At 35.7% G+C, this 20,293-nt stretch carries 23 protein-coding genes; 17 read left to right on the top strand and 6 right to left on the bottom strand.

Going from position 1 to position 20,293, the window contains the following annotated elements:
• Window positions 1–20 precede the first annotated feature (20 nt).
• The gene (locus L6W14_RS12220) at window positions 21–842 is read right to left on the bottom strand and encodes a non-homologous end joining protein Ku (protein WP_004225181.1); all 822 of its coding nucleotides are present in this window, start codon (window positions 840–842) and stop codon (window positions 21–23) included.
• Window positions 843–948: 106 nt separating this feature from the next.
• Here L6W14_RS12220 and L6W14_RS12215 point away from each other — a divergent pair, with 106 nt between their 5' ends.
• Window positions 949–2,766: a DNA ligase D gene (locus L6W14_RS12215; RefSeq protein ID WP_237898102.1), complete on the top strand. Its 1,818-nt coding sequence runs from the start codon at window positions 949–951 to the stop codon at window positions 2,764–2,766.
• Window positions 2,767–2,940: 174 nt separating this feature from the next.
• On the opposite strand, the gene L6W14_RS12210 is transcribed toward L6W14_RS12215, so the two are convergent.
• Window positions 2,941–3,903, bottom strand: coding sequence for an MBL fold metallo-hydrolase (locus L6W14_RS12210; RefSeq protein ID WP_237898101.1), 963 nt, complete (start codon window positions 3,901–3,903; stop codon window positions 2,941–2,943).
• A 138-nt stretch (window positions 3,904–4,041) separates the two neighbouring features.
• Here L6W14_RS12210 and L6W14_RS12205 point away from each other — a divergent pair, with 138 nt between their 5' ends.
• The 6 genes from L6W14_RS12205 (at window position 4,042) to L6W14_RS12180 (ending at window position 9,742) form a co-directional block, all read left to right on the top strand.
• A complete protein-coding gene (locus tag L6W14_RS12205) occupies window positions 4,042–5,517 on the top strand; it encodes a methyl-accepting chemotaxis protein (RefSeq protein ID WP_131520094.1) in 1,476 nt (491 codons plus the stop codon).
• Window positions 5,518–5,787: 270 nt separating this feature from the next.
• Entirely contained in the window at window positions 5,788–6,261 is a 474-nt protein-coding gene (locus L6W14_RS12200; protein ID WP_131520095.1) for a GNAT family N-acetyltransferase, read from the top strand.
• A gap of 46 nt (window positions 6,262–6,307) precedes the next feature.
• Complete coding sequence (locus L6W14_RS12195) at window positions 6,308–6,964, top strand: hypothetical protein (RefSeq protein ID WP_131520096.1); 657 nt, start codon at window positions 6,308–6,310, stop codon at window positions 6,962–6,964.
• 233 nt (window positions 6,965–7,197) lie between these two features.
• On the top strand, window positions 7,198–7,953 hold the full coding sequence (locus L6W14_RS12190) for an SDR family oxidoreductase (RefSeq protein WP_237898100.1): 756 nt from the start codon (window positions 7,198–7,200) through the stop codon (window positions 7,951–7,953).
• A gap of 342 nt (window positions 7,954–8,295) precedes the next feature.
• The gene (locus L6W14_RS12185; protein WP_131520098.1) at window positions 8,296–9,171 is read left to right on the top strand and encodes a cation diffusion facilitator family transporter; all 876 of its coding nucleotides are present in this window, start codon (window positions 8,296–8,298) and stop codon (window positions 9,169–9,171) included.
• A gap of 370 nt (window positions 9,172–9,541) precedes the next feature.
• Window positions 9,542–9,742: a cold-shock protein gene (locus L6W14_RS12180; RefSeq protein WP_004225195.1), complete on the top strand. Its 201-nt coding sequence runs from the start codon at window positions 9,542–9,544 to the stop codon at window positions 9,740–9,742.
• 201 nt (window positions 9,743–9,943) lie between these two features.
• On the opposite strand, the gene L6W14_RS12175 is transcribed toward L6W14_RS12180, so the two are convergent.
• The 3 genes from L6W14_RS12175 to L6W14_RS12165 form a co-directional block, all read right to left on the bottom strand.
• A complete protein-coding gene (locus tag L6W14_RS12175) occupies window positions 9,944–10,342 on the bottom strand; it encodes a hypothetical protein (protein ID WP_131520099.1) in 399 nt (132 codons plus the stop codon).
• 217 nt (window positions 10,343–10,559) lie between these two features.
• Window positions 10,560–10,676, bottom strand: coding sequence for a YjcZ family sporulation protein (locus L6W14_RS12170; protein ID WP_004225198.1), 117 nt, complete (start codon window positions 10,674–10,676; stop codon window positions 10,560–10,562).
• Window positions 10,677–11,164: 488 nt separating this feature from the next.
• Window positions 11,165–11,674 (bottom strand): DUF3231 family protein, encoded by a 510-nt coding sequence (locus L6W14_RS12165; RefSeq protein WP_237898099.1) that lies wholly within the window; start codon window positions 11,672–11,674, stop codon window positions 11,165–11,167.
• A 272-nt stretch (window positions 11,675–11,946) separates the two neighbouring features.
• On the opposite strand from L6W14_RS12165, the gene L6W14_RS12160 reads away from it, so the two are divergent.
• The 10 genes from L6W14_RS12160 (at window position 11,947) to L6W14_RS12120 (ending at window position 18,964) form a co-directional block, all read left to right on the top strand.
• Window positions 11,947–12,084 carry a hypothetical protein gene (locus L6W14_RS12160; protein WP_155483390.1) on the top strand — a complete coding sequence of 46 codons (138 nt, stop codon included), beginning with the start codon at window positions 11,947–11,949 and terminating at the stop codon, window positions 12,082–12,084.
• 98 nt (window positions 12,085–12,182) lie between these two features.
• On the top strand, window positions 12,183–13,028 hold the full coding sequence (locus tag L6W14_RS12155) for an MBL fold metallo-hydrolase (protein ID WP_066037309.1): 846 nt from the start codon (window positions 12,183–12,185) through the stop codon (window positions 13,026–13,028).
• Window positions 13,029–13,373: 345 nt separating this feature from the next.
• Entirely contained in the window at window positions 13,374–13,679 is a 306-nt protein-coding gene (locus L6W14_RS12150) for a YfzA family protein (protein ID WP_237898098.1), read from the top strand.
• 15 nt (window positions 13,680–13,694) lie between these two features.
• Window positions 13,695–14,066, top strand: a complete 372-nt coding sequence (locus L6W14_RS12145) for a GntR family transcriptional regulator (protein ID WP_004225203.1) — start codon at window positions 13,695–13,697, stop codon at window positions 14,064–14,066.
• Window positions 14,067–14,071: 5 nt separating this feature from the next.
• Window positions 14,072–14,938, top strand: coding sequence for an ABC transporter ATP-binding protein (locus L6W14_RS12140; protein WP_048392631.1), 867 nt, complete (start codon window positions 14,072–14,074; stop codon window positions 14,936–14,938).
• Window positions 14,931–15,536 (top strand): ABC-2 transporter permease, encoded by a 606-nt coding sequence (locus tag L6W14_RS12135; protein WP_054550271.1) that lies wholly within the window; start codon window positions 14,931–14,933, stop codon window positions 15,534–15,536. The genes L6W14_RS12140 and L6W14_RS12135 overlap by 8 nt, the downstream gene beginning before the upstream one ends.
• A gap of 145 nt (window positions 15,537–15,681) precedes the next feature.
• On the top strand, window positions 15,682–16,188 hold the full coding sequence (locus L6W14_RS23195; protein WP_311199625.1) for a DUF6713 family protein: 507 nt from the start codon (window positions 15,682–15,684) through the stop codon (window positions 16,186–16,188).
• A 95-nt stretch (window positions 16,189–16,283) separates the two neighbouring features.
• A complete protein-coding gene (locus tag L6W14_RS12130; RefSeq protein ID WP_237898097.1) occupies window positions 16,284–16,652 on the top strand; it encodes a hypothetical protein in 369 nt (122 codons plus the stop codon).
• A 728-nt stretch (window positions 16,653–17,380) separates the two neighbouring features.
• Window positions 17,381–18,232: a hypothetical protein gene (locus tag L6W14_RS12125; protein WP_237898096.1), complete on the top strand. Its 852-nt coding sequence runs from the start codon at window positions 17,381–17,383 to the stop codon at window positions 18,230–18,232.
• A 252-nt stretch (window positions 18,233–18,484) separates the two neighbouring features.
• Window positions 18,485–18,964: a GNAT family N-acetyltransferase gene (locus L6W14_RS12120; RefSeq protein WP_054550269.1), complete on the top strand. Its 480-nt coding sequence runs from the start codon at window positions 18,485–18,487 to the stop codon at window positions 18,962–18,964.
• 130 nt (window positions 18,965–19,094) lie between these two features.
• On the opposite strand, the gene L6W14_RS12115 is transcribed toward L6W14_RS12120, so the two are convergent.
• A complete protein-coding gene (locus tag L6W14_RS12115) occupies window positions 19,095–20,036 on the bottom strand; it encodes a DMT family transporter (protein ID WP_237898095.1) in 942 nt (313 codons plus the stop codon).
• Window positions 20,037–20,293 lie beyond the last annotated feature (257 nt).

Raw genomic sequence — 20,293 nt, 5'->3', positions numbered from 1 at the left:
ATGTCAGGATACGCTTGTTCTTAGGCATTTTTCTTTGTACGTGTAGTCCGTTTTCTTGTAGCGGGCTTTTTTGTTTTTTCTAAAGAGGCCTGTAGAGCTGTCATTAAATCCGTGACATTTTCAGGAATTGGACGTTGTTTATCGCTTGTAGATATCGTATTTGTAGCTTTCTTTTCTTCAATTAGTTCTAATAAAGCATTGCGGTAATCATCTGTATATTTTTCAGGGTTGAATGTAGTTGTTAGTTGTTCCACTAACATGAGGGCTGTATCGAGCTCCTTTTGTACTACATCCTGTTCGCTTGGAATATTAGGGACATCGCCAATGCTCCTTACCTCATCTGGATAGTGAATTGTTTCCATCACAAGGGCATTTTGATAAACACGCACAATGGCAAGTTGCTCTTTAGAGCGGATAACGATTTTGGCAATGCCTATTTTCCCTGATTGTTCTAATGTTTTTCGTAACAATGAATAGGCTTTGGCTCCCGTCGAATCGGGTGATAAAAAATAGGTGCGTTCAAAATAGATTGGATCGATTTCAGTTAATTGCACAAAATCAATAATTTCCACAGCCTTATCTTCATTTTCCTTACGCAAGTTTTCTAAATCTTCTTGATCCAACACAACAAATTTATTTTTGGCATATTCATAAGCCTTCACGATATCCTCATCTGTTACCTCTTGGTTACAGCCCTCACAAACCTTTTTATAACTAATCGGCGTATGGCAGTCTTTGTGAAGCTGACGCAATTTGACATCTTTATTTTCAGTTGCAGCATGTAGTTTCACAGGAATATTAACAAGTCCAAAGGAAATACTGCCTTTCCACACTGTATGCATTGTTGTCACCTCGTTTTTCTTACTATGATGTATTTTGAGGTTTTTTATGTATCTTAAAATGAAATCTTCAAACACTGAATATAAAAAGCAAAGTAGGTATTGTGAAATGAAACCAATGCTTTTATCGGAAACAAACGATATTCCTAGTGGAGATGAATGGCTATTTGAAACAAAATATGATGGTTTTCGCTGCTTATTAGTTTGGGATGAGGAGCCGAAGCTCATTAGTAGAAATGGGCGACATTTAAATCACCTGTTTCCCGAAATTTTAGCTTTTTGTCAGCAAATATATACATCCATCCAAACCTTTTTACCCCTAACCTTGGATGGGGAGTTAGTTTATTTACGCAATCATTATAAAAGTGATTTTGCCGTTGTTCAGAAGAGGGGGAGAATGCAAAATCAAGACGTGATTCAGGAACATGCTCATTCATGTCCTTTTCACTATCTAGCATTTGATGTTTTAACCCTTAAAGGAGAATCTCTCCAAAACCACTATTTAAAAACGCGAAAGGAGCAATTGGTCAAGCTTGCGACGAAGTTCAAATGGCCAAGCGTAAACTATGAGAATCCAACGCCTATCCAAGTCATACATGGTAGTGAGGAGCATGAGAGCATATGGCAGTCCATCAAGCTTTACAATGGGGAAGGCATTGTTGCTAAGAAGAAAACAAGTAAATGGCTTGAAAACATACGATCAAATCATTGGTTAAAGATAAAAAATTGGCGTTATGTCACAGTCATTGTCACACAATATGACCATAGCAATAGTTATTTTCATGGTGCAGTTTTTGAGGACAATGAATTACGAGAAGTCGTTACGTTTAAGCATGGGATGACAGAGGAAGAGCATCAAACACTTGTCAAATTCTTTCAGACTAATGGACTGCGTAAAAAGGAGCTATGGGCACTTGAGCCTTCGATTTGTGTTGATATTGCCTGTATTGATTTTGATGGTAGTAAGCTTCGGGAACCTAGATTTCATGCCTTTCGATTAGAGATAGCACCTGAGCAATGTCATTGGCTGCACATGCAACGTCAACTGTATCCTATCCCTGATTCAGTTGCTATCACACATCCAGACAAGCCTGTATGGCCGAATATGGGTATTACAAAGGATCAATACTTGTTCTATTTGCAAAATATTTCGCCCTATTTAATGCCTTTTCTAAAGGATCGCCCTCTAACGCTAATACGCTATCCACATGGTGTTCCAGGTGAAAGTTTTTATCAAAAAAGTAGACCAGAAAAAATGCCTGATTTTGTGGCAACAGCTGTGATGGATGATATTGATTATATCGTATGTAATAACTTGGAAACGTTATTGTGGCTTGGAAATCAGCTGGCATTAGAGTTCCACATTCCATTTCAAACACATCATTCTCCGTACCCGACAGAAATCGTTTTCGACTTAGATCCTCCCTCAGTACAAGATTTTTCATTAGCCGTTTCAGGCGCACTTGATTTAAAGAACATTATTGATTATTTTCAGCTCCAATCCTTCGTCAAAACATCAGGTGGAAAAGGTTTACAGCTGTATATTCCTTTACCCGCAAATACATTTACTTATGAAGAGGTACGTATTTTTACAGAGTTTGTTTGTCGCTTTTTATGTGAGCAAAAGCCAAATTTATATACAATTGAGCGTTTAAAGAAGAATCGTCATGAAAAATTATATTTAGATTATGTCCAGCATGCAGAGGGCAAGACTATCATTGCCCCGTATTCTACTCGGGGCAATGAAATGGGTTTAGTAGCAACACCGCTTCTATGGGAGGAGGTCAATGAAAACCTAACACCAACACTTTTTACGATTCCCTTTGTCATGGCGCGCATGAAAAAAATGAGCAATCCCTTTCAATTATTTCGTGAAGTAGGGGAGCAACAAAATTTTCAAGCAGTTCTAGATCAATTAAAGGCATGAGGACACTTATGGGGATAGGGAAGCTCTGACAGGGCATGAGCGCTGTGCGATGTAAAACGAGCAGGGTTTACCTGATAAAACTCAGGTTTACAAAAAAGATCGCTTTGACCAATACTGCAAGCGCTTCTAAAAAAGAGGTGTTCCCAATGTCATTGGGAACACCTCTTTTTGCCGTTATAGTGGAACCTGTGCATTTACTTTTTCGAGGTAATCCAGTATGCCCATTGCGGACACAATGGTATCGAATGGGATGGTTTGATAGACAGGATGATCGGACGGAATGTCGTTTTCCTGTAGATAGTTGAATAAAAGTTCCTTTAAGCGAGCATCTAAGTAGTGAACTTGTTCTTGGAACTGGCTGGATGCTGCTTGCGCTTTTCTACCTTCTTCTAAAAAGAGCGGTGTCCAATAGCGCACCTGACGATAGGCTTCAGCTGGATTTTTATAAGCCCCATAGTGACCGAAGTATAATTCACTTGCTTGTAGCTTTTCGTACAATTTTAAGGATTGTTCCATTGTTTCAGGGTTGTATTGATTTGGAGAGGTGGACGGAATGATTAAATCAATTGCTTCCTCATCCATTTCGGGATAGCGAACACCTGTGGTATCTCCTACAAACAAGCCGTTTGTAGCGGAATAAAGCATTGAAACATGATGCTTAGCATGTCCCTCAGTATGATAAAACGTTAATTGATGTTGACCTAATTGTAAACGCTGTTCGTGATGAACTTCTATAATTTTTGCAGCGTCAATGGGCACAATTGGATCAAAAAGGCGGTCAAATTCAGCGCCATAAACTCCTTTAGCACTGCGGATAAGACGACTTGGATCAATCATGTGGGCTGCGCCTCGTGGATGAACCACTAATTTAGCATTGGGACAGCTTTGCAAAAATAACCCTGCTCCGCCTGCATGGTCTAAATGAATATGTGTCACGATGACATAGTCTATATCCTCTACTGCAATATTTAATTTCTGTAACCCTTCCATAATATAAGGTACGGATGGACTGGCCGAAGTTTCGATGAGAGCAATCTTTTCATCGATTAATAGATAGGAGCTTGTTCGCTGCTCTCGACCTAAATCATGTGTATCGATACAGTAGAAATTTGGTGCAATTTGTTGGACGCTAGTCAATTCAATTTCCCCCTTTTATTTCAAAAATAAGCTATTTCTGCTTATAAATGCAATATTTAGCTACAAAAAGTAGTTGTTATACTATATAATAATAGAAAATTTAACTGAATGTCTATTCATTTTTTAAGGGGGATAGTAATGGAGCATAAACTTCGTTATGATACACGAAAAGTTCATCGTGTCAATTTGGCTATTATCTCAATTTTGGCCATTCTAATATGCGGACCTATGATTCTATCAAAGGGCATCCATTTTTTATTGATCGGGCTAGCTGTCATTGCGTTAGCGGTATGTAATTATTTTTTACCTATAAAAACGTATGTCAAAGGCTTTATTTTTGGCCTCATTCCATCAAGTGTTGTGTTTACCTTATTTTTGCTTGATAGCTTCTCATTAAATAAACATTATATTTTACTGTGCACAGTGGCCATTATTGCCCTGTATTTTAAAAAAGAATTGATTGTTTTCTTTGGGATTCTAACCAATTTTAGTTTTTTCATTTTATATATGGTCAACTCGTCATCATTGTTAGGCCCATTTGATGATACCATTGTCTTTGTGACACTTCTGGCAATTATGAATGGGGTCATTATAGCTTTTTATTTGCTGGCAAAATGGGGGAATGAACTGATTCAACATGCAGAAATCCAGCAAAATGAAGTGCGTGCATCCTTCAATCAACTACAAAATACATTTCAGGAAATTGAAAAGAGCAGTCAGGCATTGGACAAGCATGTCACGCAATTCCAACAAACAATGCAAAGGATTTCTGGCTCTAGTAAGCAAATTTTAGTAGCGACAGAGGATATTTCTGCAAGTATTCAGCAGGAGGCATCCAGTTTGCAAATGATTCACGGCACAATGGGCGACTCGGTTCATTTTGTCAATAAAACATTGACGATTTCGAAGGATACGGTCGCTAAATCTACTGAGCTACAACAAGAAGTATTAGCAGGATGGGATAAAATGCAGGATGCCATGACTCAAATGAGCGTCATGAGTTATGCGATGGGCTCAACAGTGGAAACTGTCAAAGAGCTTCAATACAGCCTACAAACGGTGGATAGTCTATTAAAGGGGATTACCCATATTGCAGAACAGACTAATTTATTGGCCTTAAATGCCGCGATAGAAGCAGCTAGAGCGGGGGAACATGGAAAGGGATTTGCCATTGTAGCAGATGAGGTGCGTAAGCTAGCAGAGGAAAGCGCTGCAATTACTGTCAGCATTACCAATGTGACAAAAACCTTGTTTGAAAAATCAACAGAGGCTCATCAGCGTTCTGATGACGGTGAAAAGGCACTCCAGCATGGTGAACAGCTTTTACAGGATGTCAGTCATTTCTTTAATAATTTAAAGGATTCTTTTACAGAAACGAATACAGATTTAACAAGAGGGATGCAGGAATTAAGTAGTGCCATCTCACAATTTGAGGTAATCCAAATGCAAATTGAAAAACTGAATCACATGACGGAGCAAAATGCAGCTTCTACTGGTGCTATTCTACATTCAGTGGAGGATGAAAATCAGCTTCTCGTAAGCATGACAGACACCACGAACCACATTCAGGCTTTAAGTAACACGTTAAAGGCATTAGTGATGGCAAAGGTATAATAGAACCATTGATATTGAAATAAATGGTAGGGTAAAATAAGAGTAGGATTAACCTTCCTAGATGGAGGGTATAAAGATAGTATTCATTTACATTGTTTTATCCATATCTGGTTATGGTGATTGTTTTTGAGTTTGTATGAGCCTCAGCACAATAACTTAATATGCATTTTTAGTGGGGTATGCTATGGTGATTGTCACCATTTATATAATAGCTGTAGATACATTCAGACCATAAATCTGTTGTATGACTTGAAAAGGAGGAGGGATTCCATGAACATTCGTAGTGTACAGAGTTCAGATTACTATACTTTATCTCCATTGATTAATGAGTGGTGGGGTGGTAGGAATATGTCAGATAAGCTGCCTAAATTATTTTTTGATCACTTTACAAATACAAGCCTAATTATGGAGAAGGATGGCGAGATTATCGGCTTCCTCATTGGCTTTTTATCGCAGTCTAAAACAAATGAAGCGTTCATCCATTTTGTTGGGGTCCATCCTGATTATAGAAAACAGAATATTGCAAAAAGATTATATGATGTATTCTTTCATGTGGTGAAGCAATACCATCGAAATATTGTGAAATGTGTCACGTCGCCTATTAATGAAGTATCCATCGCCTTCCATACGAATCTGGGTTTTAGAATGGAAAAAGGTGACAAGGTGATAGATAATATGTCCATTCATAGTAATTATGGTGGTGAAAATCAAGATCGTGTGTTGTTTTATAAAATTCTACCGTAATTTACTTTCGATAGTTGGCATATAGTCCCGAATAAGGGGGCTATACATGTTTATTAAAAGGTTGTTTACGTTATGGTTTCTACTTTTAAGCATTGTTTGTGGTGCATTTTTCTTTTTGGCAAATGCACCTATTCAATATGCTGAAAAAACCAATGTTTCTATGTCACAGCCTAGTAATGATGAATTATTGCGTTATATTCAGCAATATCAATTTTTAATTAGTGAGATTTCTTATACATTGCGCAAAGAATCCTATAGCTTTCTGTTAGATTACGGAATTTCACCTAATGGAAAAATAGAGCTCCTTGTGTCATTACCCGACAAGGTCGATCACAAGACAAAGCAACACATAGAGGAAACAATGCTGGACGTTATCAAAGCTAATGAATTAAACCCCATCTCTTTTCAAATAACGTTAAAGCAACTCTATGAGCCAGCAGAAGCGATCTCAACTCGGCTCAGTTATAATGATGTCATGGCCAATCTATTTGAGAAGATGTTTGCCCAAGATTTCGGGACTTTCAGCATTGACCATAGTATGACGTCTGAAGGAATTCAAGTAAGCATTAATTTAACAGAAGAAAAAAATCACAAGGCTAAAAAGAAGGCTCAACAGTTAGCGGAAGATATGATAAAGCAGCATCAATTTGATGTAGAAAACTTTTCTATTGATGTTCAAAATAAGATTATAATTTTAGATTAGAAAATTATCACGAATTTTGTTTGGTATGAATTCAGTTAAATGAAGAGGGGAATACATACTCTACATGTGACAATTTCTGTAGCTTAGGGTGTATGTCTAGGTATGGTGGTCATTTTCAAAGGATGTGCAGTGTAAGGGTTTTGTATTTCTAAAAACGGAGCAGACCATGATGGTAATGCTCTTTTTTTATTCATAATCTCAATAACCATCAAAAAGCATAGGGGTAAAAAGAAATGAATAAAACAACACGTAAAATAGCAATCATTACGGGTGCAAGCCACCCTCAAGATATTGGAACAGCTATTTGTAGAAGAATGGCTACGGACGGTGTCAATGTTTTTTTCACACACTGGCATGCTGATCGTAAGTGGATAGGAGAATTCAAACAGGAAATTTTGAGTATGGGTGTTTCATGTGAAGAAATGTCAATTGATTTATCAGATTCTCAAGCTCCAAAAAGGATACTCCAAACGGTTTTCGAAAAACTAGGTGTACCTTCCATTTTAGTGAATAATGCTGCCCATTCAGCACAAGATGGTTATCTAGCGTTAGATGCTCAAACATTAGACGAGCATTACGCGGTGAATATGAGATCAACCTTACTACTTTGTGTGGAATTTGCACGTCTTTTTGAAAAAGCTAATTTAAATTCAGGAAGAATCATTAATATGACATCTGGTCAAGATTTAGGTCCTATGATGGGAGAGCTAGCCTATGTGGCAACGAAAGGGGCAATTTCAGCCTTTACTAGATCATTAGCACAGGAGCTAGCACCGCTGGGCATTACCGTCAATGCTGTCAATCCAGGGCCAACAGATTCTACATGGATGAATGATGAGATTAGAAGCTATCTATTACCTAAATTTCCAATGGGGCGGATTGGGACACCAGTGGATGTGGCCAAGGTGATTAGCTTTCTTGCTAGCGAGGAGGCTACATGGATAACTGGACAAATAATCCACTCAGAGGGCGGGTTTCTACGAGGATAATTCTTCTAAGCCTTGCTACAGTTGTGGCAAGGTTTTTCTACGTGCTTATAAGTACCTAAAAAAGGGTCATTCCCGAAATTGGAAATGACCAAGGTTTGTTAGGTGTGTTCGTTGGAGGAAAAAATCTTAAAGAACAGATACACTACTATTTTATTCGATTAGTATAATAATTTCTAGGCTTTGAACCAGTGACAGCGTTTCTTCCTAAGGGCTTTATTTTTTCCCCACATCAACACTTTTATCTTCCGCCTACTTATGTATAGTAAGGCAAAAAGGTTGCTGTAGACCCACTCGATATTGGGTTGTTATGATGATAAGGTACGTAAGTGGGAGGTAAGTAAATTGGAAGCAGAAAGATATAATAATCTTAAATTAGGTGAACGTGGTGCCATTATCAGTATTATTGCCTATATAATTTTATCTATCATAAAAGTTGGCATTGGTTATATGAGTGGTTCAGAAGCTTTAAAAGCGGATGGGTTGAATAATACGACAGATATTATTGCCTCTATTGCAGTACTTATTGGACTAAAGCTTTCACAAAAACCAGCAGATCATGATCATCGCTATGGTCATTGGAAAAGTGAAACCATTGCATCGATGGTCGCATCATTTATTATGATGGCCGTTGGTATTCAAGTATTGGTCGGTGGTTTTTCTTCCATTTTTCAAGGCGGTAAAGAATCGCCGGATATGGTCGCAGCCTATGTAGGGGTAGGATCAGCATTGGTGATGTATTTTGTCTATCGTTTCAACAAACAATTGGCTGGAAAAATCAATAGTAAGGCCATTATGGCTGCAGCTAAAGATAACTTGTCAGACGCTTGGGTAAGTATTGGAACCGCTGTAGGAATTTTAGGGTCACAACTACATATGCCTTGGTTAGATACGATAACTGCAATTGTGGTAGGTTTCATTATTTGTAAAACAGCTTGGGAGATTTTTAAGGAAGCTTCTCATGAACTATCAGATGGATTTGATGAGAAAATTCTGCAAACATACAAAGAGATTATTTTAAAAATAGATGGCGTTAAAGGATTGAAAGAAATCAGAGGAAGAAATTATGGGAATAATGAGGTAATTGATGTCGTTATACTTGTAGATGCAAAGTTAAATATCACGAAAGCACATGATGTTGCTTCGGTTGTTGAGAAAAATATGGTGGAAGAGCAAGGGGTTTACGAAGTGCATGTCCATGTGGAGCCTAAGGATGCATAGGGCAATTAAGTCCTTAAATGTAATATTCAGCTTCAAAAACTATACGGATTAATGAGGTAAGGAATGTCGCTATTGAAATACAAAAACAATTGTCTCTAGCTACTTAATGGCGGTGAAATGACTAATTTTAACCTTTAAAAATGGTGGTACGTGCAGGTTTTAGCCTTCATTGATAAAAAAATTCACTTTACACTGGACTAATACGATTTTTTATCATATACTGTATGTAATAGAATCTTTCTTAAAGAAATAATAAATTCACATATTACAAAGAGTAATCGTGTTTTGTTAGTTACTTTTTGTAATATGTGAATTTTTTTCTTTGGAAGTAGTATGATTTTATTTAATAACATTATTGGAGGTCATTTAAATGACACAAGGTACAGTAAAATGGTTTAACGCAGAAAAAGGTTTCGGTTTCATCGAAGTAGAAGGCGGACAAGACGTATTCGCTCACTTCTCAGCTATCCAAGGTGAAGGTTTCAAATCACTTGAAGAAGGTCAAAAAGTTGAATTCACAGTTGAAGAAGGTCAACGTGGACCACAAGCTGCTAACATCGTTAAACTTTAATTTTTAAATGAAGAAAAACATTCTTAAATAGAGTGGTTTCAGTAGACAAAGTCGATTTTTTCGACTTTGTCTTTATTTTTTCTCATTACATATCAAAATACATTTGTTACTTGCTTATTCTCGATGAAAGAAGTGAGGATAAGAGGTTTTACCAAGAAGAATGTAAAAGCAACACGAGGGAGTTTGTTCAGTATGATCTGTTTACAAATCAAAACTACCTAAAATCATAAAATCTACAATCACGCCACTTACTGGATTTTCCGATCCTAATACATTAATTCCTAATACTGTCACACCACTAATATTTGTAATATTAGCAGAGACATATTTTCCACTAATATTCTTCTCTCTCATTTGAACCCTCGGTCTTAAGTTTATTGTTGAATTTGTCGAGTATACACTTGCCACTGCATAGTCAAGAGTAGATAAGAGAGGACTGCCATTCACTAATGCATTGTCTGTAAAGTAGAATGTTGCTATTCCATTTGCATCTGAGCTAGCTTGTCCATAAACAATGCGCTTTACTTTTTTGGGATTTGCATCTCCAGCTTTAAACACCTGCATGACTGTTGGGGCAAGTGTAATAAAATCAATGCTCATAGACATTCTCCTTCGTTATTTTTAGCCAAAATTATGCTTGATATATTCTATGAACTGCTTGTTAGATTAGTACACTATGTAAGCTACAAACTTTACATATGCAAGCTTCTACATATATTCTTCTATGCTACAAAGTAAGTAGTAAAAAAGGGTCACCAGGGTGGAAGACGACCCTTTGATCATAGCATGAATATTTGAGGATAATAGAAGGTAATTATTAATGATATAAGAAAGTAGCGCCAGCAATAATTAAAAGAATAAAGAGGACAACAATTAGAGCGAATGATAAATTATCATGCTTGCCATAGTTTGAACCGTAAACTTCATATCCCATATGAAAGTCCCTCCTTTCGAGAACCTAGAATATGTAAAGTATAGAAACGAGGTTTAAATAACTGAAAAATATTTAAGGGTCACTCGGCTGAAAGTGACCCTAAGTAACAATTCGGGAGGTACAAGTTAAACTAGTTTAGCTTAAAACTACTATTTATATGAAAAGTTAACTCATTGTGTATAGTTTATTGCCTTTAAAATAAAAATAAGACTATGACGGTCAACCAACGCCACAGCCTATAAAAGTGTGTGCGATACACTTATTAATAGTTTGTGTACATATAGTCAATTTATACATTCAAAAAGCCGCAGCGTCGACAAACGCTACAGCTAGTTTAAGTTATTTGGCATCTCTGGTATGATGCCCCAAATCTACCCTTACAGTTTCTAGTACGATTGAAAGGGTACTGTCTCTAAATTTCTAATTAGAACTTATTCCATATATACGTACGTGTCTTTGAGTACTGTACTAATTAAGCGAATGAGTCTTTATTTTTCAGGATAATTAACATGTAATGGTGGTGGTACAAGCCAGCCTTTATTTTTGTTTAAACGTAAAAGTTTTGCGCCAAGCTGAGCTTTAGCCATATGGAATTGCCCATACATTAATGCGATGTCTTCACGAGTAGAAGTACCCATTGCCTGACTACATGCAACTAATCCAGCTGCAACGTCAGCAGTAAGGGCAGCGCTTATTTCTGGATCATTAAACTTTGCACCTGGAGGAATATCTTCCAGTCTTGCTACAGGTCTCTCAGGTGATGCAGGAGGTAGTGCGATCCCGTTTGTTTTTAGAATTTTTTCTAATTGCTTTACTTCTTCCCTGCATGTTTCGATGATATCTTCAATAATTTTTTTAAGATCTTCATCACCAGCATGATTATAAAACGTTTGATAGCCAGAAATCATGCCATAGTCTGCAATTAAACCCGACCAAACACTAAATACCTCACCATAATGCAACGGTTCATCTTTTGGATTTCCACCAAGAATACCCATCTGTACACATCCTTTTCTTATTTTTCGCCATTAAAGCCATGTTAGTATGGCTGAAAAAATAAGTAAAATTCACTTTTAATAAAATTATTAATGTAAAAATTAAAAGAAGCCACAGAGAAAGAAATCTCTGCAGCTCTTTAAGTAGTGAAACACTACGCACTTATAGAATGGGTGTTTTCTGTTTAGTTATACGTTTAATGTAGCTTTGAAAAAGTGAAAAGTATAGATTTTCTTTAGGAAGGCCACTTTAAAGCATATTGGAGGTGAGTGTTTTGACAAAAGAAAAGCAAAAGAATGAAGTAGAGCAAGAAGAAATAGCAATGGAATTTAATCCTGAAGAATTAGAAGCAGTAAAAGAGGAACAAGAGCAACAGAAAGAACAGCCCTTCAATAAAAAAGAAAAGAAGTAAGAAGGTAAGTATGCGTATGCCATCATCAATAGTTGTGGCATTTTCATATAGTTAATGCTTGAACCTCCAATGACTTAATTGAAAGAAGATGATTTAAAATGGACAAGAATTTGAATTACGGGGACGATTATAAATTTATCCCAGCAACTTCTGTTGGAAGCGGTGTAGGTATAGACATATTACCTGATTTATATCAATACACGATTCAAATTGTAAATATTGTACTTTATGGTGAACCGCAGATGAAAGATTTTGTGCTAATAGATGCGGGGATGCCCAAAAGTGCGGATGAGATCATTTCAGTTGTTGAAGAACGTTATGGTTCTAAGTCTCGACCGAAGGCAATCATACTGACTCACGGTCATTTTGATCATGTCGGAGGACTCATAGAATTAATAGAGCGGTGGGATGTTCCTGTCTATGCGCATACATTGGAAATACCCTTTTTATCTGGAAAACAAAATTATCCCGAGCCTGATCCAACGGTAAATAACGGCTTGGTTGCTAAAATGTCACCTATTTTTCCAAATGAAGCTATAAATTTAGGTGGTAACCTCAAAGTTTTACCTTCTGATGGTAGTGTTCCATTTATGGCAGGTTTCAGATGGATTCATACGCCTGGCCATTCACCAGGGCATATATCTTTATTCCGTGAGAAGGATAAGGTGCTTATTGCTGGGGATGCATTTGTTACGGTCAAACAAGAATCTCTTTATAAGGTGATTACGCAGACAAAAGAAATCAGTGGTCCCCCTCAATATTTTACAACAGATTGGCTGGCTGCTCGAGCATCTATCGAAAAATTAGCAATACTAAAACCTTCAGTTGCCATCACAGGGCACGGATTACCAATGAAGGGCGAAGAACTGACAAGCAACCTAAAAAAACTTGTCGATGATTTTGAACAAATCGCACTACCCAAGCAGGGTAAATATTTAAATTAACCACGTAAGGAAAAAACAAAGAAAAAGCCGCAGCGTCGTCACACGCTACAGCCATTGTCTTGCCAATTTAGTCAGATGATTCATTATATCATAAATTATCAGATTGCAACTGTAGAATGAACATATTTGAATGACAAGACACAATGAATGGCAAGTTGTTAATAGGAGCCTGTTTTGATAATAGCTATCAAAACAGGCTCCTTCTTTGTATTTGAATGTCATAGATCGTTTCATGGTATAAAATTTCCTTTTTAAAAAAAGTGGTTGAACAAATTTTTTATTTGTGTATATAATGTTTATATAGTATATATACAATATAACGAATTTGTGGGGGGAATTGTTTAAGTGATAGGCACTGAAAAAGCGGATGAAAGTAATCTGTTAAAACGATGGATCATTACTATTGGTATATTTTTAATTGTTCAATTGATCTTTATCGCGGTCGATGGCACTAATCTGGAGCCGAACATGAACGATAGTAATAATTTAGTTGCCAGAATGGGAAGATGGATTTTGGATTCGAGGCTTTTCACCGAATGGATAACGCCTTATTCCTTTCCTTTTTTTAATATGTTCATCACAATCCATGTTATTGCTATACTGATTGCAGCACTAGGGAATATTGTTTCAACGATATTCTCAAAAAAATAAAGAAGAGGGATTGGCATGCAAATAATTATTTCGAACAGTTCAAAGGAGCCAATTTATGAACAAATTACGAATCAAATTAAATCACTTATTTTAGCAGGTGAACTACAGGAGGGTACAGCTATACCTTCCATGCGTAACCTCGCAAAGGATTTACAAATTAGTGTAATAACGACAAAACGGGCTTATGAAGAATTGGAGAAGGCGGGCTTTATCTATTCCATTGTTGGTAAAGGATCTTTTGTAGCGGAGCAAAATTTGGAGGTTATACGGGAAAAGAAGCTGAAGGTTATTGAGGAACAACTGAGTGCGGTCATTGCGAATAGCAGAGAAATAGGCCTGTCACTTGATGAGCTAAAGGAATTATTGAAGATTTTATACGAGGAGTGAAAGGGATGGAAAATGTAGTTGAATTAAAGAATGTCACAAAGAGGTTCAAGGGCTTTTCCGTAAATCATATAAATTTACAGGTAAAGCGAGGCTTTGTAACGGGTTTCATTGGAGCAAATGGAGCTGGTAAGTCTACAACGATAAAAACGATGATGAATCTATTAAGGCCAGATGCTGGAGAAGTAAAGCTTTTCGGATTAGACTACAAGACGCATGAGAAGGAGATTAAGCAGCGCATTGGGTTTGTATACGATGGCAATATATTTTTTGAAGGGTTGAACTTAAAAGATATAAAACGTATAGTTGCACCTGCTTACAAACGCTGGGACGATACAATATTTTATCAATATGTAGAACAATTCGAATTACCACTTAACAAAGCAATAAAAACATTTTCTAAAGGGATGCAAATGAAGGCTTCATTAGCAATAGCCCTCTCACATCATGCAGAGCTAATCATTATGGATGAGCCGACAGCAGGATTAGATCCCATTTTTAGACGGGAGCTGTTAGATCTATTACAGGAATTAATGGTTGATGGCAATCGCACTATTTTCTTTTCTACGCACATTACAACTGATTTAGATCGTATCGCAGATTACATAGCTTTTATACAGAAAGGGGAATTAGTATTTAATCAATCTATACACGATGTAGCTGAAAACTATGCGCTCGTTAAAGGTGAGTTGAATCTACTTGATAGAGACACTGAAAAAGCATTTGTCCATGTTCATCGTGCATCCACAGGATTTGAAGCATTAACGGATAATATTAAAGCAGCGAAAAATATTTTTGGAGACACAGTTATTATTGAACGTGCCTCTCTGGAAGATATCATGTATTACTTTAAAGGAGGCATCCATCATGCTTAATTTAATTAAACGCGATGTCATACTACAGAAAAGGCAGCTATTACTTTTTATTCCTTTTATCTTAGTTTTTATTTTGTTGGGGGCACCACCCGTTTTAATTTTTCTGGTCGCCAGTATTTTTATTCCCTTTAACACATATGCATACGATGAAAAAGTTGAGACGAATATATTATTAAACTCCTTGCCATACACACGTACAGAAATTATCGCATCCCGCTATCTTGGAGCGATTGTCTATATGATTTTATCCATAGGTGTTACAAGTCTAGCGCTGCTAGCTTTCAATAAACATTTTACGGTATCTGACATTGCCATTGGTAGTGGCTTATTCTTACTATTTGCTGCGCTTACCTTCCCATTATTTCAGATATTTAAACAGGGTTATATTACAACGGTTATACTTATTAGCTTTATCCTCTTAACTTGGATTTCAAGACCGATTGCATTGTATATGAATGAACACTTAACAACAATTATTGATTTTGTTGATAATACATCCGTTACGGTTTTATATACAGGGGCGACGTTTTTTATTATGCTAATCTATATTATTTCTTGGGGAATTACACATATTATTTACCAACGAAAAGCCTTCTGATTGTGTGCTTTTGTTTACTTCTAGAAGATTACTCAAGGAAAGTGGACAATTTTAGAATGGTGCCCACTTGATAAAATATCATTTGGAACTAAATGTAAAATGGATTTAAATGTCTTTATGCAAAAATGAATGAAGTAAAAAGGTTATGTTGCTTAATATAAGGGAAAGAATGAAAGCCTCCATATGCCTACAAATCGACATATTTAGGCATGTTTACTTAGTATTTCGAAAGTTGTTTTATAGTAATATTTGGTATATAGTCTGTAGGAGGTTTTATATGCCTGATTTATTACTCGTTCTTTTTTTATTTAACTTTTCTTTATTTCTTTTGCACGAAATGGATGCAATAAGATGCTCTGAGTGGCGATTGTTTATAATACTTAAAGATATGGAAGATTCAAAGGCTTATAAAGTATTCACTTTTATTCACCTGTTTCTATACGTATTAATCCTTTCCTTACTTTTCAGTCACTATCAAACCATCATTTTTTGGGTCCTTGATCTATTCTTTATCATTCATGCAATCCTGCATTTATTTTTTGAAAGGCATCCTCGAAATGAATTTAAAAATAGCTTTTCAAGATCCATTATTTATCCATTGGGGGTCCTTTCTGTCATACATTTAGCATTATTAATTAATATTTCGATTTAATTGTATTGTAAAGGAAGTTTTCAGCTAGTAATTTGCAGAAAATTATTCCAATTTGTTGGTTTTCTGCTTATTATAAAGATGGAGGTGATTATCAGATGTATAGTAATACGGCAAATATGTTGAAGCAAACGAATAATCTTATCAATGCATTGAAAAAATTAAAACAAAATCTATCTTTTGTGAAATTGTATATTAATAACGATAGAATACTGGCTATCTATTTTTTAAGTAATGCGTATAGTGATTTTAATTTATTTAAAACAATTTATTTATCTGTAACACCTGGTGATCAAACGATTGATAAGTTTTTACAGGAGTATGAAAAATTCTTTGTAGAAGTGAATAAATACTTAGAGGTCTTTAATGATGATAGCGTTGTCGAGGATAGACTTCATAAGGAAGTTTTGTTTGCGATTAATGAATTAGAAAGATATTTGTTAAATCTGTTAGATGTGTATAGATAAAAAGTTAGACATTCCTTATTTCCGAGGGGTGTCTTTTATTTTAAAGAAGCTCCTTAGATAAAGCCTCTCTGGTTGTAGGGGTAAAATGTTAAGGGATGGTGGAAAAATATGATCAGAAAAATTGAAATGGGTTTGTTTGTAGTTGGAGTAGTAATGGCCATAATAGGTATGCCTTATTTATTGGGGTATTCAACGAATGAATGTTTAAAATATCCTCTCTATCTAGGATTAATATTAATAGTTGCCACTATCCCTGTAACAATACCCAAGAGTAAATAATCCATTGAGATATTAATACTTGGTGTCTTTTATAATTTTAGAGAAGGTAGAGATACACTTGTGATATTGATCCTCAAGAGTAGTAGTATTCATAAGTAACGAGTTATCTTGCTGATATATACTATAAAAATGATACTCAGATCTCCTGGCTCCTTCTATTTATAAGAAAGGAAAAAATTACCTATATAAAATAAGGTGAGACATTGGTAAGATTTGATAGGTAAAGTATTCGATGGAACTGGAATAGAAATAGAATGCTAATTAGTCATTACAAAACGTAAAAATGGTACATAGTTCTAAACTTAGGGACAATTAAAAAGCCAAAATAAACTATGAAGGAAAAACACGGCTGATAATTGAGAATAGACAAACAATTGTAGAGAAATTATCCGATCTTTTCTTAGTGCGTCCATAGCTTTTAGAGGTTTGTAGAAGGAAGGAAGTATAGTATGAAAAATCAATTGATACGATTAATCGCTATCGTTCTACTTGGTGTGTGTGTATATATTAATATGTACGAAATAGATGAATTAGGGTTGATGCAATTTTTTGCATATGTTGGCTTATTAGGTTTTACTTTTGCGGTGGGTATTCCCATTATCTTTATTAAAAACCAAATTAGTTTAGCCAAAAAATTTGGTTTGTTGTTTTTAAGCATGATCATCGCTGCAATCATTCCTTTTTTGGGATTTGGAAATTTAAAATATATCCTTGAAGAACATTTAATGACTAAAGAGATGAATAAAATTGTAAATCAATATAATGTAGAGTTGCAACCTGATGAGGTTTTTTTAACCTTTCAAAACCATCTTCTGGTTGGAAAAAGAGATGATTTGTTTGGAAGTTTAGACAAAACACTATTGATTTATAATGCCGCAGGGAAAGAAACGAAAAGAATAAAAATAACGGAATTAGCAAAAGCAGCCGTTCCTTATCTGCCCCTTACCGATAAAGAAAAGGAAACAACTTATTTTGATGGTATGAAGGCACAAGGAAATACATATGACCTTTGGAAAAAAATAGATGAAAACGACATACAACTATTTTTTAGATACGTTACAACGGAAGTTCCTGAGGATTATCAACCTGAACCAGATATGCCAGCCGATGCAAAGGACATAAAGTTCCATTATGATATCACCTATTCACCGACTTTAGATGAGAACGGGGAATTTGTTTTTAGTTCGGATACTTTCCATTTATATAAAAGCAACGAGTCAATTCGAGTTAGCTACAAAGCTTCGGGCATTGAAGCGATTGTTGCTCCAAATACTGCAGTGTTAGTGAACGAAATCAAGTAAAGATTACATACATTGCTAACAAAAGTACAACATGAAGCCAGTAGCGTGTTAGCGGCAAATCCAAAAACGGTATTAGGATGAATATACTAAGTAACAACAAAGCCTAGGTACTCAAATTAATGTTGAGCCTGGGCATTTTTTACGTGATTTATTTATCTAACGAACGTGTTGTTTTTCGAAATTTCAAATAAATGAATGACCACACCCTAATAAAGTGGTAAAGTATAGAAAAAGTGAATGGAGAATTATGTAATGGAAAAACTGAAGAAGGTTGAATTAAAACATTTTTCAAGTGAATATATGCAAGGACTGAACGCTTTTGTACTTACTGAAGAGCAAAAACAATTTTCTGCACTGCCGAGTAATTTTGAGGAAATTAATGAAGGACAGCATCGCATTGTAATTCTAAGTGAAAATACACCTGTTGGTTTCTTTCTCCTAAATGCAAATGAACGAGTTAAGAAATATTCTACGAATAGAAATGCGATGCTATTATCTGCATTATCAATTAATCATACAGAACAAGGGAAGGGCTATGCAAAACAAGGAATGACATTACTAGTTGAGTTTGTTAAAGCAGAATTTCCTAATTGTGATGAAATTGTTTTAGTTGTAGACAAAGATAATATACCAGCACAGAAACTATATGTAAAGGTAGGGTTTGAAGATACGAATGAAAGGCTAATAGGACGTATCGGCGAAGAGATAATCATGAGGCAATTCATAAAATAAAGTTAGACCACCATTGTCACCAGAGTTTATGCTACATTTTGTAGATGAACTCTGGTTTTATGTTTTGGGGAAATGTCGCATCCATTCTTGAAAAAGAGTTTTATCGATCAAGGATAGCAAAGAAAATTATTTAAAATATCCTGATTAAAAATACCCCAGCTATCATCACCATTAAACCAATCATTTGTAATGGTTGAATTCTATTCTTTAGCGAGTTAAACAATCCGAATTGCTGTACCAGCAAGCTACCAGTGATTTGACCGAATAAAGCAAGAACTACAGTTTGGCCATTTCCAATTTGATTGACAAGAAATACATTGATGAGAACATAAGATCCTCCTAAGATCCCGCCAATCCATATCCACCAAGGAGCAGCTTGTTTAAAAGGCTCTTTAATACTTGTGTAAGATCGATCTTTTAACCCAACAATTATAATCAAGGTAATAGTACCAACAAAGAATGAAACAAGGGCAGCATGAGAAGAAGAGTGAAGAACTTTTCCTAATTGTCCATTAACAGCGATTTGGATAGCTAGTAACATTCCTGCTAGAATCCCTACTATGCGCCAAATCCATAGATTCCGCACACTCTCCTTATTTGTTTGGGGAGAATACTGTTCATTTTTCTTGCTTCGTATAGCTGTAGCTAAAAGGACGCCTAGTAAGACTAGTAATATGCCAAAGATTCGATTCCATCCAAAGGAATATTGTGTTGCATTAAACCAGCCATTATGATCGATTAACATACTCATGAGAGTCATTCCAAAGATCGGTAGGATAGTTGTTTGCACACTTCCCAATTTAGGAAACAAGAGAATGTTAGTAGTTATCGCAATAGCGCCACCAATTCCCCCCAACCATATATAGATAGGTTGGTTCAACAATAAATCTAATGGAATCCCCAATGATGAACCACTACTTACTAATGTAATAGTTAAGAAGATGACACCAACAGTGAAGGAAATCATTGAAGCTAAAAAAGGAGAAATCACAAACTTTCTTAATTGAGCATTAATGGCTGTTTGCACAGCAAGAATAGCTCCAATACTTATAGCCAAAAGTACTGCAAACATAAAAATTCATCACAACCTTTGTTGAAGAAAATGTAAAAAAACAAATGTAAAACAACGCATGATTGATTATATCAAAGTACGTGTTGAATTTTATAAAATTAAGCACTGAACACTTAGTAAGAAATAGATTTTATTTAGGATGTGGAACGTCACCCAACACATTAAGATAACGATAAAAAAATCAGTTTCTCAAAAAAGAAATGATTTTTCATGTATAGAAGCGGTTAAGAAATAGAGCTTTATGTTAATAAAGTATA

The sequence above is a fragment of the Lysinibacillus sp. ACHW1.5 genome (genome assembly GCF_022014815.1).
Taxonomy (GTDB): domain Bacteria; phylum Bacillota; class Bacilli; order Bacillales_A; family Planococcaceae; genus Lysinibacillus; species Lysinibacillus capsici.
This window is presented reverse-complemented; position numbering and strand designations above follow the sequence as displayed.

Bases quoted from the DNA above. Each gene is read 5' to 3' on its own strand.
- L6W14_RS12220 (WP_004225181.1), bottom strand. From the start codon at position 842: ATGCATACAGTGTGGAAAGGCAGTATTTCCTTTGGACTTGTTAATATT.
- L6W14_RS12215 (WP_237898102.1), top strand. From the start codon at position 949: ATGAAACCAATGCTTTTATCGGAAACAAACGATATTCCTAGTGGAGAT.
- L6W14_RS12205 (WP_131520094.1), top strand. From the start codon at position 4,042: ATGGAGCATAAACTTCGTTATGATACACGAAAAGTTCATCGTGTCAAT.
- L6W14_RS12200 (WP_131520095.1), top strand. From the start codon at position 5,788: ATGAACATTCGTAGTGTACAGAGTTCAGATTACTATACTTTATCTCCA.
- L6W14_RS12195 (WP_131520096.1), top strand. From the start codon at position 6,308: ATGTTTATTAAAAGGTTGTTTACGTTATGGTTTCTACTTTTAAGCATT.
- L6W14_RS12190 (WP_237898100.1), top strand. From the start codon at position 7,198: ATGAATAAAACAACACGTAAAATAGCAATCATTACGGGTGCAAGCCAC.
- L6W14_RS12180 (WP_004225195.1), top strand. From the start codon at position 9,542: ATGACACAAGGTACAGTAAAATGGTTTAACGCAGAAAAAGGTTTCGGT.
- L6W14_RS12175 (WP_131520099.1), bottom strand. From the start codon at position 10,342: ATGAGCATTGATTTTATTACACTTGCCCCAACAGTCATGCAGGTGTTT.
- L6W14_RS12170 (WP_004225198.1), bottom strand. From the start codon at position 10,676: ATGGGATATGAAGTTTACGGTTCAAACTATGGCAAGCATGATAATTTA.
- L6W14_RS12165 (WP_237898099.1), bottom strand. From the start codon at position 11,674: ATGGGTATTCTTGGTGGAAATCCAAAAGATGAACCGTTGCATTATGGT.
- L6W14_RS12155 (WP_066037309.1), top strand. From the start codon at position 12,183: ATGGACAAGAATTTGAATTACGGGGACGATTATAAATTTATCCCAGCA.
- L6W14_RS12145 (WP_004225203.1), top strand. From the start codon at position 13,695: ATGCAAATAATTATTTCGAACAGTTCAAAGGAGCCAATTTATGAACAA.
- L6W14_RS12140 (WP_048392631.1), top strand. From the start codon at position 14,072: ATGGAAAATGTAGTTGAATTAAAGAATGTCACAAAGAGGTTCAAGGGC.
- L6W14_RS12135 (WP_054550271.1), top strand. From the start codon at position 14,931: ATGCTTAATTTAATTAAACGCGATGTCATACTACAGAAAAGGCAGCTA.
- L6W14_RS23195 (WP_311199625.1), top strand. From the start codon at position 15,682: ATGTTGCTTAATATAAGGGAAAGAATGAAAGCCTCCATATGCCTACAA.
- L6W14_RS12130 (WP_237898097.1), top strand. From the start codon at position 16,284: ATGTATAGTAATACGGCAAATATGTTGAAGCAAACGAATAATCTTATC.
- L6W14_RS12125 (WP_237898096.1), top strand. From the start codon at position 17,381: ATGAAAAATCAATTGATACGATTAATCGCTATCGTTCTACTTGGTGTG.
- L6W14_RS12120 (WP_054550269.1), top strand. From the start codon at position 18,485: ATGGAAAAACTGAAGAAGGTTGAATTAAAACATTTTTCAAGTGAATAT.
- L6W14_RS12115 (WP_237898095.1), bottom strand. From the start codon at position 20,036: ATGTTTGCAGTACTTTTGGCTATAAGTATTGGAGCTATTCTTGCTGTG.